15 protein-coding genes are annotated in these 12,527 nt (G+C 38.3%); 8 read left to right on the forward strand and 7 right to left on the reverse strand.

Going from position 1 to position 12,527, the window contains the following annotated elements; translation table 11 throughout:
* The first annotated feature begins 19 nt into the window (after positions 1 to 19).
* Positions 20 to 460: a flavodoxin gene (locus AFK25_RS07000; RefSeq protein ID WP_019416545.1), complete on the forward strand. Its 441-nt coding sequence runs from the start codon at positions 20 to 22 to the stop codon at positions 458 to 460.
* Between the two features lie 91 nt (positions 461 to 551).
* On the opposite strand, the gene AFK25_RS07005 is transcribed toward AFK25_RS07000, so the two are convergent.
* Positions 552 to 1,859: an ATP-binding protein gene (locus AFK25_RS07005; protein ID WP_035066497.1), complete on the reverse strand. Its 1,308-nt coding sequence runs from the start codon at positions 1,857 to 1,859 to the stop codon at positions 552 to 554.
* Between the two features lie 193 nt (positions 1,860 to 2,052).
* Here AFK25_RS07005 and AFK25_RS07010 point away from each other — a divergent pair, with 193 nt between their 5' ends.
* Positions 2,053 to 2,862 (forward strand): uroporphyrinogen-III synthase, encoded by an 810-nt coding sequence (locus AFK25_RS07010; protein ID WP_009361180.1) that lies wholly within the window; start codon positions 2,053 to 2,055, stop codon positions 2,860 to 2,862.
* A 22-nt stretch (positions 2,863 to 2,884) separates the two neighbouring features.
* Here AFK25_RS07010 and AFK25_RS07015 read toward each other — a convergent pair whose 3' ends face one another.
* Positions 2,885 to 4,558 carry a methyl-accepting chemotaxis protein gene (locus tag AFK25_RS07015; RefSeq protein ID WP_035066495.1) on the reverse strand — a complete coding sequence of 558 codons (1,674 nt, stop codon included), beginning with the start codon at positions 4,556 to 4,558 and terminating at the stop codon, positions 2,885 to 2,887.
* An 89-nt stretch (positions 4,559 to 4,647) separates the two neighbouring features.
* A complete protein-coding gene (locus AFK25_RS07020) occupies positions 4,648 to 5,748 on the reverse strand; it encodes an acyltransferase (RefSeq protein WP_009361182.1) in 1,101 nt (366 codons plus the stop codon).
* A gap of 166 nt (positions 5,749 to 5,914) precedes the next feature.
* Between AFK25_RS07020 and AFK25_RS07025 the strand changes: the two genes are divergently transcribed.
* The 3 genes from AFK25_RS07025 to AFK25_RS15110 are packed head-to-tail and all read left to right on the forward strand — an operon-like array spanning position 5,915 to position 7,150.
* On the forward strand, positions 5,915 to 6,436 hold the full coding sequence (locus AFK25_RS07025) for a metal-dependent hydrolase (protein ID WP_009361183.1): 522 nt from the start codon (positions 5,915 to 5,917) through the stop codon (positions 6,434 to 6,436).
* A gap of 44 nt (positions 6,437 to 6,480) precedes the next feature.
* A complete protein-coding gene (rraA, locus tag AFK25_RS07030; RefSeq protein ID WP_009361184.1) occupies positions 6,481 to 6,957 on the forward strand; it encodes a ribonuclease E activity regulator RraA in 477 nt (158 codons plus the stop codon).
* Positions 6,958 to 6,997: 40 nt separating this feature from the next.
* On the forward strand, positions 6,998 to 7,150 hold the full coding sequence (locus AFK25_RS15110) for a hypothetical protein (RefSeq protein WP_165569762.1): 153 nt from the start codon (positions 6,998 to 7,000) through the stop codon (positions 7,148 to 7,150).
* 27 nt (positions 7,151 to 7,177) lie between these two features.
* Here AFK25_RS15110 and AFK25_RS15295 read toward each other — a convergent pair whose 3' ends face one another.
* Positions 7,178 to 7,309 carry a hypothetical protein gene (locus tag AFK25_RS15295; RefSeq protein ID WP_256368746.1) on the reverse strand — a complete coding sequence of 44 codons (132 nt, stop codon included), beginning with the start codon at positions 7,307 to 7,309 and terminating at the stop codon, positions 7,178 to 7,180.
* A gap of 64 nt (positions 7,310 to 7,373) precedes the next feature.
* Between AFK25_RS15295 and AFK25_RS07035 the strand changes: the two genes are divergently transcribed.
* Positions 7,374 to 8,048 (forward strand): class I SAM-dependent methyltransferase, encoded by a 675-nt coding sequence (locus AFK25_RS07035; protein WP_009361187.1) that lies wholly within the window; start codon positions 7,374 to 7,376, stop codon positions 8,046 to 8,048.
* A 5-nt stretch (positions 8,049 to 8,053) separates the two neighbouring features.
* On the opposite strand, the gene AFK25_RS07040 is transcribed toward AFK25_RS07035, so the two are convergent.
* From AFK25_RS07040 to metA, 3 genes are all read right to left on the reverse strand, one after another.
* A complete protein-coding gene (locus tag AFK25_RS07040; RefSeq protein ID WP_009361188.1) occupies positions 8,054 to 8,605 on the reverse strand; it encodes a PadR family transcriptional regulator in 552 nt (183 codons plus the stop codon).
* Between the two features lies 1 nt (position 8,606).
* Positions 8,607 to 10,112 (reverse strand): MDR family MFS transporter, encoded by a 1,506-nt coding sequence (locus tag AFK25_RS07045; RefSeq protein WP_035066493.1) that lies wholly within the window; start codon positions 10,110 to 10,112, stop codon positions 8,607 to 8,609.
* Positions 10,113 to 10,205: 93 nt separating this feature from the next.
* Positions 10,206 to 11,114, reverse strand: a complete 909-nt coding sequence (gene metA, locus AFK25_RS07050; protein ID WP_035066491.1) for a homoserine O-acetyltransferase MetA — start codon at positions 11,112 to 11,114, stop codon at positions 10,206 to 10,208.
* Positions 11,115 to 11,258: 144 nt separating this feature from the next.
* Here metA and AFK25_RS07055 point away from each other — a divergent pair, with 144 nt between their 5' ends.
* Both AFK25_RS07055 and AFK25_RS07060 read left to right on the forward strand, forming a co-directional pair.
* Entirely contained in the window at positions 11,259 to 11,693 is a 435-nt protein-coding gene (locus tag AFK25_RS07055) for a BrxA/BrxB family bacilliredoxin (RefSeq protein ID WP_009361191.1), read from the forward strand.
* A gap of 40 nt (positions 11,694 to 11,733) precedes the next feature.
* Complete coding sequence (locus AFK25_RS07060) at positions 11,734 to 12,510, forward strand: class I SAM-dependent methyltransferase (RefSeq protein WP_035066488.1); 777 nt, start codon at positions 11,734 to 11,736, stop codon at positions 12,508 to 12,510.
* The last annotated feature ends 17 nt before the right edge of the window (positions 12,511 to 12,527 follow it).

Here is a 12,527-nt window from a genome sequence, read left to right on the forward strand (position 1 = left end):
ATTTATAGGGGGATTACTGATGGCAAAAGTAATCATGGTATTTACAAGCATGACAGGCAATACAGAAGAAATGGCGGAAGCGATTGCTCAAGGCGTTCGTGAACAAGGAGTCGAGTTAGATGTAAAAGAAGTGTTGGATGCTACCGCAACAGAACTTGAACAATATGACGGCATTTTGCTCGGAGCGTACACATGGGGAGATGGAGAACTGCCAGATGACTTTTTAGATTTTTATGATGAATTGAATGACGTGGACTTAACAGGAAAAAAAGCGGCTGTTTTCGGCTCATGCGATTCAAGTTATGAAAAATATGGTGCTGCTGTTGATATTTTAATCGAAAAACTGCAAGAATGTGGGGCCGAAGTCGTTCTTGAAGGATTGAAGATCGAATTGACGCCAACAAATAAAGATAAACAATTATGCATTGCGTTTGGTAAGGAATTTTCTAAACAGTTATAAAAGGTCGTTTCATATACGACCTTTTTCGTTAGTTGAACTATGTTCTAAATAATCAATAAAAAAGAAAAGAACAAGTCAATAAATAACTTGTTCAAATTGGGATCGCTTTTTCGTTTTTTTGTGAAAATTTCTCAACATCTGATTTGTAATAAGATGGAAAATACATATATACGTCTGTTCCTTCCCCCACTTCACTATGAATAAATAAATCTCCTTTCATCGTCTCAACAATGCGGTAAACAACCATCATTCCAAGCCCCGTCCCTTTTGCTCCCTTTGTTGTAAAATACGGTTCTCCTAATCGTTCAATTTGGTCTTTTGTCATGCCAACTCCTGTATCACTAATATGAATAAGCACGTAATCTTTATCAATTGATACGTTAATACGCAATGTACCTCCATTTGGCATCGCTTCAATAGCATTTTTCATGACGTTCAACAAACATTGTTGAAATTTTTGGCGTTCTCCTTTTACCGCAAATGGCAAGAGGGACGTTTGAATTTCGATGCTGTTCATGTTAGCGAGGGGACGTAAAATATCAATCACTCGCTCAATTTCGGTTTTTACATTTAATTTTTCGACATGTTCTGGAGCTGGTTTGGCGAACGTTAAGTAATCTGTAATAATTGCTTCAGCGCGGTCAATTTCTTCAATTGCAATTTGAATGTATTGTTTATCTTTATAATTCATTCGTTCACTTTGCAGTAACAATTGCATAAATCCTCTAGATACAGTTAATGGGTTGCGCACCTCGTGTGAAATGGAAGCAGCTAAATGTCCGACCACTTCCATCTTTTCGGCACGAATAATGCGTCGACGAAGGTCACTATGTTTTTGAATCGTTTCAGTAATATAGGCACCTAAAAACGCTGCAAGTGGTTGTGCTGGAAAATATGTTGAAATAATGTGTAAAATTTGGTAGTCATCAACAATCCATATGCTAGAGAGTATCATTGTTAACATAGCTGTTCCGATTGATAAAAGAGTAATCGAAGTAATTCGTTGTTTCGAAGATAAAGATGTTTGAAACTTTCTGTAAAGAAAGAAGCAAATAATAACTTGGATAGTTGTAATGATCATCGTCACAATAATACCTTCTGTGCCACCGATAATGATGCGATAAATAACAGCAATGCTCGAAAGAAAAAGGGCTGACAATGCTCCTCCGTATAAACCGCCAATCCAAATAGCGACTTGACGTAAATCAAAAATAAAACCGTCTGTTACATGTATAGGGAATGTCATACAAAATATAATGCATATCCCGATCGCTATCGTTTTTAAAATTGTTTTTGCGTGATCGGATATGCGTCGTTCTTCAAGCCAGATAGGAACAATTAGTAGCGCTAATATAATAAAAAATAAATTTAGCAATATTTCTTTAATTAACGAGGGCATATAAAGCCGCTCCTTTCAAAGAATCATTTGTTAGAATTGTCGAAATATTTTTGTCGAATTGTCTTTTATATTGTAAGAAAAGTTCATCATGTTGTGAATACATAATCGTTCGATGTTTTATGTCACGTTTCTACAAATTTTGCGCCATCTCGCATCTTTATGTGGTATGATGGGAAGAAAAGGAGATGAGAGAATGGGTGAGAAAGCGTTAACGAATAAAAAAATTGCACTATGTGCCTCGCGTAAAATAGAGGAAATGAGTGCGCTTATCGTTAAACAAGGGGGCATTCCGATCTTGCGTCCTGCCCAAGGAACGATGTTTTTTAATGAAGAGCTAAAACAACAACTTCATCAAATGGTCAATGAACCAGTCGATTGGTTTATTTTTACGACAGGAATTGGTGTTGATACATTAATGAAAAAAGCAGACGAGTGGGGGATGGGAGAAAAGTTTCTTCAAGCCATTCGTCAAGCGCATGTGGCGGTGCGTGGGTATAAAACGACAAACGTTTTACGTACATACGGCATAAGCCCACACATAACGGCAGAAGACGGAACAACACAAGGTCTTGTGCATGCGCTAAAGGACGTGGAATGGACAGACAAGCGTGTCGTTGTTCAACTTTATGGAGACTCAGCTCCATCGTTGCAACAATTTTTAGTTAAACAAGGCGCGTTATATCAAGAGATATGGCCGTATCGCCATACGCCGCCTGCGGCTGATGTGATGAAACAGCTTATTGATGAAATCCTCTCTCGAACTGTACAAGCGGTTTGTTTTACATCAGCGATTCAAGTGCGATTTTTCTTTTCATTTGTAAAGGAGTGGGGATATGTTCAAGAAATAAAACGAGCATTTGCTGATGATGTTGTAGCTGTTGCGGTAGGAAAAGTAACAAAAGAGGCGTTACATGAAGAAGGGATTGCACGTGTCATTGCTCCAGCTCATGAACGGATGGGAGCGATGATTGTTGAACTTGCTCAATATTTTGACAAGCAGTAGCTGTGCATACATGTATGCACAGCTACAGACGAAATAATTCAACTATTGTACGAAGTTGCTCGCTAAGTTTAGCAAGCGTTTGGGCAGCGGAAGAAATTTGTTCGTTCATGGCTAGCTGTTCTTCTGCAGTTAGAGCGCTCTCTTTACTTTTTTGCATGACTTGATGCGCTAGTTGTTTTAATTGTTTCATCGTTTCAGTTATTTCGTTTGAAATCGCGGTCATTTGTTCAATCGCTGCTGATGTGGTTTGTACTTTAGAAAACACTCGTTCTACTGAGTCATCAATCGCTTGAAATGAGCGTTTTGCCGTTTCATAGTATGTCGTGCCTTCAACAAGCTTTTTCGTATTTTCCTCGATGGCTTGCGCTACTTTTTTTGTTCCGATCTTTATTTGATCTAGCATCGTTTCAATTTCTTTTGCCGCTTCTTTCGATTGCTCAGATAGTTTTCGTACCTCGTCAGCGACAACAGTAAATCCTTTTCCATGCTCACCGGCACGCGCAGCTTCAATCGCTGCGTTCAGGGCAAGCAAGTTCGTTTGTTCGGCGATAGCCGTAATGACGTTTGTAATTTTTCCAATTTTCTCAGAATGTTGTTGAAGTGATTCAACAAGTGTTTTTGTTGTAAACATGGCATCACGCATATCGGAAGCTTGTGTTGTCACCGCTTGAATGGAATGTTTCCCTTGATTGACAAAATCATGTGCTCGTTCTGCTGATGCAAGCAAATCTTCTGTACTTTCGGCAATTTGACTCATCCCGATGGAAAATTCATGTAAAGAATCGTCCGCTACTTTGAGCATGCGCAATTGTTGTTCCGCTTCTGCATATGTTTGCTCAGCCGTTTCTGTCGCTTTCTCGGACGACTGCGTACTTTGTTCTGAGCTAGCAGCAAACTGCTCTGCTTGCGATGCCATATGAATAGAAATATCCTTCATCGTTTCAATCGTTTGCTTCAATTTTGTTTTCATGTCATTAATTGATTCAATCATATATTTTGTTTCGTCTTTTGTTTTCACTGGCAAAGGTGGGGAAGATAAGTCTTGTTTTGCTATGCGTTGTAGTTCGTCAGAAACGAGGCGGATCGGTTTAGCAATTTGTCGACTAATAAAAAAGGAAGCAACGCTACCAAATAAAATGAGGGATGTGATAATTATGAGTGATATCATATACGTTTGTTTCATGTACTGTTCAATGTGTTGTTGATCCGTTGCTAATAATGTTTTTTGTCGCTGTAACATTTGTTCAGCCGTTTGTAAAAAATGGTTACCTGTTTGTTGAAGCTTCTGGACAATACTTGCTTGTTCTTGTTTATTAGTTGTACGTAAAAATTGTTGTACGAACTGGAAATATTGATATTCTAGTTGTTGTAACTTATTAATAACCGTTTTGCTTTCGGTTGTTGTTAACATTGAGCTTATTTGTTCGTAATTTGTATAAAAACTCCTTCGGTTTTCTTCATAACTCGCTAAAAATTTATCATCTTTTAGTAGCAAATAAGTTAGTATATCTTTTCTCTCTTCATAAAAAAGAGTGACCATTTCATCTGTTTTCGTAATGATATGGAAACGATGATCGATTAAGTGATTGTACATCTCTTTTGTTTCATTCATTCTAAATATTTGGAATCCTCCTACAACGATAACGATTAATAAAATGATGAAGCACCCTAAAAAAATTTTCCGACTAATGTTCATATTTTTCCTCCTTTTTCTATTTGTCCAATTTATTATATGTTTGGTAAAAGGACGGGTTTGTGCAAATAAAACAAAAGACATCCCAAAAATTAACTTGGGACGCCTTTTTTCAGTTTTGAAAATATAGGGATGGAAATGGTTCGACGTTCACGTGCTTGACCGATAAAAAGTAAGCTAAACGGTGTAGCGTGTATCATATAGCAAATACCGATGGAAGCAATGGTTGTCATGGCGAATAACATGACCGCTTGTAATAGGGAATACATCGTTGTCGGAATAATCGACACAAACATGGATAAGAAAAATACATGTCCGATATATGCTCCGTACGTATATCGACTAACGAAACGTAACGCTGTATATAGGAGCGATTTTGTTTGTACAATGGTGATTGATAAACCGTATAACAAGAAAATTTCTGATGTGACATATAACACCATTGAAGGTTTTAAATACGTAATCGTTGTTAAATCGATCGAAAAAATGCTTTGCGATGTAAATAATTCATACCCAACAAAAATAAATAAAGATAAAAATAAAAATGTGTTAAGTGGAATAGCTCGAATAACAAATTTTCGCCAAGCTGGCAATGTGTATGCGGCCATACCACCTAAACCAAAATAGAAGAAATAAGATAAAAATGTGCGATCAATGTAATGTACATATGATTTGCTTTGAACGAATGGAGAAATGAATGTAACAAAGCTCATGTAAATGATTGCACTAACGATAATAAATAATTTCCAATACTTTTTTTCATTCAGCCAACGGAAAAAGGGAACAATGGCGCCAATGAGTAAATGAAATTGTATAATCATGACGACATACCATAAATGAGGAGCTGCTTCCCCAAGCAATAGTTGTTTCATCGCTTCCCATGCGTGTGGATGACTAAATACAAAGTAAATAGATGACCATGTGATATACGGGATAATTAGCTCTCTCCATTTATGGGCCATGTAACGTGAGTAATGAATGGCTTCGTTTTGTTGTGCAATATGAAATCCAACTAAAAAGACGAACACAGGCGCAGAAAATTTGACGACTTGAAACAATATACTGATCATAATCGCTTCCTCAGCATGTGGAGAGCGATCATTCATAACATATAATAACGCACTTTGAAAAACGACCGCTAAAAATGCTAAACTTTTCATAACGCTTAGTTCTGCAGGTGTTTTTTTTATCATTTTTCCTCACCAGCTTCATTTGTCAATTTGTTCATATACTAGTATAATGCTAATAGTTTCACAAAGTTAGTTGAAGAATGAACATTTATTGAAAAAACAGTCTCAAATTCATGAATGTTAATAATTAGTGTCATGTGAAGCGTTTACAAAAGGAAGGTGAAAAACAATGCGTTATCATACTCATATTGTTTCATCATTAGCCATTGGTGCGGGGATTGCAACGTATACCCCTATATCTTTTACTGTTACCTATGCAGCAGGATTAGCTATTGGAGGGTTGCTTCCTGATATTGATGAACCAAATTCGTATATTGGTCGCCGCTCACTTGGTGTGGCGAAACAAGTGAAAAAGGCGTTTGGTCATCGTGGATTTACGCACTCGCTATTAGCATGGGGAGCGATCACAGCCGTTTTATTATTCCAACATTTTTCTCCTTTTACGCTCGGATTATGTCTCGGTTATGCGTTTCATGTGTTAGCTGATTACTGTTCGAGTCAAGGTGTTCCGCTACTTTGGCCATTTTCGAAAAAAAGATATCGTTTTATTATGACTTATCGTACGTCTAGCTTTTTTGAAACGTTGCTTTTTTACTGCTTTCTCGTTTTGTTTATTTATTTTTTAACGAACGGAGCGATAGAAGAGAACAGTTCATTCTTTTTGTTTTCATTTATTGATTTTTCTGAATAAATTGAATATGATTATGTTGAGATTGACAAAAATGGGGGATGAGGATGAAAACGGCAGATTTATGCGATCAATACGGGGAACGTGTACGCGTTTGTTCATTGACATTTCAAAGTTATGGTGGAAAAACATCATTTTATGGACCAATGACAACAGTAGATGTTTTTGAGGATAATGTACTTGTTCGAGAAGCACTAGAAACGGTACCCGCAGGAAGTGTAGTCGTTGTTGACGGAAAAGGATCGAGACGTTGTGCGCTTGTAGGGGATCGCCTCGCGCAAATCGCGTATGATCGCCAATTGGCAGGTATTATTGTACACGGATGTATTCGTGATTCGAAAGAAATCAGCACGATGCCAATTGGTGTCGTTGCCCTCGGAACATGTCCGCGCAAAAGTAAAAAAGAAGGAAAAGGGGCACGAGATACAGTTGTTTATTTCGGGGATATAGAGTGGAGGCCGGGTACATACGTATATGTTGATGAAGATGGGGTGATTGTTTCAGACGAGCCTTTGCATGAATAACGATTTGTTCGGTTATTCTATCGTCTAGGGGGGATAGGCGATGGAGAAAAAACGAACAATGCGAGAAGATGAAGTAGCGTTTGCTGAACAAGAGATCAACCGTTATTTTTATGACTATCCACATGAAGAAGGCGTTCCGTTTTATATGGGGAACAACACACCAGCTATTCGTGTTAGCAAACGAGCAGAATGAGTCGGGCGATCAGCCCGACTTTTTTCATTACTTTGTTTTATCGCTTTGGCTTTTGTTTTGCTTACGGCCTTTACTGTTATCTCCTGCACCTTCATATAGTTGCCCGTGTTGTGTCGGTGCGTTTTGATTTCGACTTCCTTCGTTCACTTTTTTTGTCATGTTTCGGCCTCCTTTCTGCTACAATAAACGTAACATGTTTATTTTTTCAAAAAGGGGTGGAGTTATGCGCGCATGGCATAAAGAGGCGGAAAAACAATGGGATGAGCGGGCAGAGTGGTGGCATCAAAGTAGTGAAGACATGTGGGAGAGAGGAAGTCGAAAGACAATTATTCCGTTTGTCACGACATATATGCCGAAAGAAGGATATATTGCAGATATTGGATGTGGGGATGGATACGGGTCATATAAACTATGTCAACAAGGATATCGTGTCATCGGATTAGATTTATCAAGTGAAATGATTGAATTAGCGAAAAAACAAAGGTATCATGAACATCTTCATTTTCAACAAGCAGACATTATGAACTTGCCTTTTCCAGATGAAACGTTTTCCGGTGCGATGATTATTAACTGCTTGGAATGGACTGAACGTCCACTTGCTGCACTTGAAGAAGTTCGTCGGGTGTTAAAAACAAATGCATATGTATGTGTCGGCATTCTTGGCCCAACGGCCGCTCCTCGAGTGAATAGCTATCGTCGTTTATATGATGAAGCAGTCATTTGTAATACGATGATGCCATGGGAGTTTGAACAGTTAGCAAAGGAAAATGGCTTCATCACTGTTTCTCAAGAGGGAGTGTATAAGCGTGGTGTCGATGAGCATTCCATTCAACAGCTACCAACAGAATTAAAACAGGCTGTTTCGTTTATGTGGTTATTTATGTTGCAAAAAAAGTGAGGGAGCTAGCTCCCTCCTTTTTCATGTAGTTTTTTATTGTTAGCAACTTGGATTAATTGTTGGAGCCATTCTATTTCGGTTTCTAAATGCATGATGACTCCTTTCAACACGTACAATTTTGCGACATATTCATTTGGTCGCTTTTGTTCAAATATCCATTTCAATTTTTCGAGTTGTTGTTTTGTTTCTTGCAAACGTCGCTCTAATACCGCACTTACTTTTGCTGCATCGGCGTATGCAGCAAAAGATAGTCCCGCATAAATAGAACGGTGAATATGTTCGTGTTTTTGTAATTCTTCTAGCAAGAGCTGTTCAAAGTGTTGCTTTCCTTTTTCGGTAATGCGGTAAATCGTTTTATCTGGACGATTTGTATCGCGTACGACATCGACCACTTCTACATATCCTTGTCTTTCAAGCTGATCAAAGGCATAATAGAGCGATCCGGCTGCAAGTTTAATATAATGTTTCATATGGCGTTCATTGACAATTTGTTGAATTTCATATGGATGTTTTTCACCTTCCATCAACAAGCCGAGAATGACAAGTTTCACGCTCATTTTATTCCCCTACTTTTGCCCGTTTTTGTATTTCTAGTTTTTCATTTCCCATGAAGAAAATCAATAGGAATGAAAGAGCAATTGGGATTAATGCGAGCGTAAATGCATACGTAATGGATGATGCCAACGCATCGACAATTTTTTGTAAAATAGGTGCCGGAATTTGTGCGCGTGCTCCTGCTTCAAATAGTGCACGTGGATCGAACGAATGTGCTGATGGCATCGAACCGAAAGTTTCTTTTAAATTGTTAGTTAATGTATTTGTTTGAATCGTTCCGAAAATGGTAATGCCGAGCGTCATGCCGAGCGAGCGAAAGAACGAATTGGTTGAATTCGCTGTTCCACGAAAACGTGGTTCTAAATTGTGCATTGATGCAGTCGGTAACAAAGAAAATGAGAACCCAACGCCAAATCCCGCAATTGCCATATACACAGTTAACCATATACGCGATGTTTCCGGTGTCATGAAACTAAGTAGAACCATGCCTGTAAAGTAAGCGATCACAGAAATAAACATAATGTTTCGATACGATGTTTTCGTTTGTGAAATACCAGCAAACGAACTGCCTGCAACAGATCCAAGCATCATTGGCATTAAGATTAATCCAGCATTTTTTGCTGTACCGCCATAAACCGCTTGTACAAATACCGGGATAAAAACAGTTAAAATGACAAATGTCGCACCGTATAAAAAAGCAAGCAACTGCGCTACAGCAAATGTTCGTCGTTTAAATAGTGAAAATGAGATAATTGGTTCCTTTGCTTTTGTTTCTACATACAAAAATGCGAGTAAGAAAATCGCACTAATCATAAATAACGATATGATGGTGAATGAATCCCAATCATATTTTTTTCCACCTAATTCAAGGGCGAACATTAAGCTAACGACTGTAACAATGAGAGTAAGTGCACCGAACCAATCGATAGTTTGTTTCGTGTGTGGTGTTGTTTCTTTGTAATAACGAACAATGAAAAAAATGGACAATAAACCGATTGGGACATTGACGTAAAATACCCAATGCCAACTTAAGTAATCGGTAATATAGGCACCGAGGAGCGGACCAAGCACGCTTGATATCCCAAAGACCGCCCCGAGCAATCCTGTCATTTTTCCCCGTTTTTCTGGTGGGAACACGTCAAATACGATGGTAAATGCAATCGGCATTAATGCCCCGCCACCAATTCCTTGAATCGCGCGGAAAATGCTAAGTTGTACAATGCTTTGCGCTAAACCACAGAGCGCAGAACCGATTAAAAAGACGATTAATCCGAATAAAAAGAAACGTTTTCGACCATACATATCTGACAATTTCCCGAATATCGGCATACCAGCCATGACGGCAACCATATAAGCAGATGTGACCCAAACAAATTGATCTACGCCACCTAAATCAGCAACGATCGTCCCGATTGCCGTTGCAACAATTGTGTTATCCATCGCTGCCATTAGGATTGCTAATAACAATCCAGCTACAATAAACGATAAATGTCGTTGTTCATTTTCCATTTTTATTACGCTCCTTCGTATGAATGATATACAAATTATTATATTCAAATTTGAATATATATCAATAAAAAAGCTCTCGCAAAAAGCGAAAGCTTACTCCCAAATGTAGGGGGTTTCCTGATACACATAGTAGTTGAGCCAGTTGACAAACAGTAAATTCGCATGAGAACGCCACGTGTTATATGGTTGCTTATTCGGATCGTCATGCGGAAAATAATATTTTGGAATTTGAATATCCAACCCTTTAGCCACATCTCGTTCATATTCTTCTTTTAGCGTTGTGGCATCATACTCTGGGTGCCCTGTTAAAAACACTTGTTTTCCATCATTTGAAATGACGAGACAGACGCCAGCTTCTTCGGATGAAGATAAAATCGTTAACTCTGAAACCGCTTCGATATGTTCACGTTTCACGTCTGTATGGCGAGAGTGTGGGATTTTATGAATATCGTCAAATCCACGAATCAGTTTCACGTGCTTTTGTTCTAACACATGATCGAATACCCCGAAACATTTTTGGGGTAAATCGTATTTTGGAATACCGTAATGATAGTACATCCCTGCTTGTGCACCCCAACAAATATGTAACGTAGATGTGACATTCGTCTTTGTCCATTCCATAATTTGAGTTAACTCATCCCAGTAATCGACTTGTTCAAACGGCAAATGTTCAACGGGGGCACCGGTAATAATCATGCCATCATATTTTCTATGCTGAACATGTTGAAATGTTGTATAAAATTGATCAAGATGATGTTTTGATGTTGTTTTCGCTTCATGTGTTTCAGGACGTAAAAAAGTGACATGTACTTGTAGCGGCGAATTTCCAAGTAAACGCAATAGCTGTGTTTCTGCTTTTTCTTTTTGCGGCATTAAGTTTAAAATGATAATGTTTAACGGTCGAATGTCTTGAGAATAGGCGCGATCTTCATCCATGACGAAAATATTTTCTTGTTCTAGTATTTCTTTAGCTGGAAGATCACGAGGAATATTAATTGGCAATGTTCTCAACCTCCATTTACATCATATAAATACATTCATTATAAAAATTTTTAGAAAATTGTTCAATGTTTTTTATTTTATTGATTTTTCTATTTGCATTGTTGTATCCTTGTAAAAGCAAGAATGATTTGGAGGGATGCACGTATGTTTATGTCATATGAAGAATATATGCGCCAAGTAGTACAACCGATGCGTGATGAATTAGTCAGCGGTGGATTTAAAGAATTACGTACGAGCGAAGAAGTAGAACAATTTATGGAACAAGTAGAAGGAACGACATTTGTTGTCATTAATTCCGTTTGTGGTTGTGCAGCAGGGCTTGCACGTCCAGCGGCTATTCAGGCGGTACAAATGAGCGAGAAAAAACCAGACCATCTTGTGACAGTATTTGCTGGACAAGATCGTGAAGCAACGGCTAAAATGCGTGAGTATTTCGTTGGTATAGAACCTTCTTCGCCATCGATGGCCTTATTAAAAGGAAAAGAAGTTGTTCATTTTATTCCGCGCCACGATATCGAAGCAAATTCTCTTGAAAATATTATGCAAAATATTATGCAAGCTTTTGAAAAACATTGTTAAGGGTGTCCGATTGACATCCTTTTTCTTTTGGGGTGAACGTATGATTGTGACAACTGCTGGCCGAACAAACGAACAAATGATTGAAAAAGCGAAACAAATTGCCGAAGAATTACAAATTCCGTACATTCCGCGTCAGAAACGTTCCATTCCAGCCATTCAGCAACAGATAGCTGAACCTGTTTTGGTCGTAGGGAAAGAAAGATTAGAAATCCATTTGATTAACGGAGATGAACCGTTATTTTTTCATCCAAATTCTGCCTCTTTGCGTACGAAGCGTATTTTAAAAGGGGAAAGTGAACCGTTTTTACAAGCGACGAAATTACAAAAAGGAATGACGTTTTTAGATTGTACGCTTGGATTAGCAGCTGATAGCATAGTCGCTAGCTTAGTTGTTGGTGAAGAAGGAAAAGTGGTAGGGATCGAAGGAAGTGCATATATCGCTTACTTAACAAAACAAGGGTTACGTCATTGGGAAAGTGATGTTGTTCAACTGAATGAAGCGATGCGACGCATTCATGTGCATTATGCCGATTTTCGCTCTTTTTTAGCGCAATGTGATGATCAGTCATATGATGTCGTTTATCTGGATCCGATGTTTGAAGTAAGCATTGAGGAAGCGGATGGACTAAGAGGATTAAAACAGGCTGCGCTATATACGGATGTTACAGCAGAAGATATCGAACAAGCGAAACGAGTAGCTCGACAACGAGTTGTGCTAAAAGACCATTGGCAAAGTTCACGTTTTGATCAATTTCATTTTTTCGTTTATCGAAGAAAAACAGCAAAATTTCATTTTGGAACGATTGAACTTTCATAAATGAAGCAAAATAAGAT

Origin of the sequence: Anoxybacillus gonensis (assembly GCF_001187595.1) — a bacterium.
GTDB classification, from domain to species: domain Bacteria; phylum Bacillota; class Bacilli; order Bacillales; family Anoxybacillaceae; genus Anoxybacillus; species Anoxybacillus gonensis.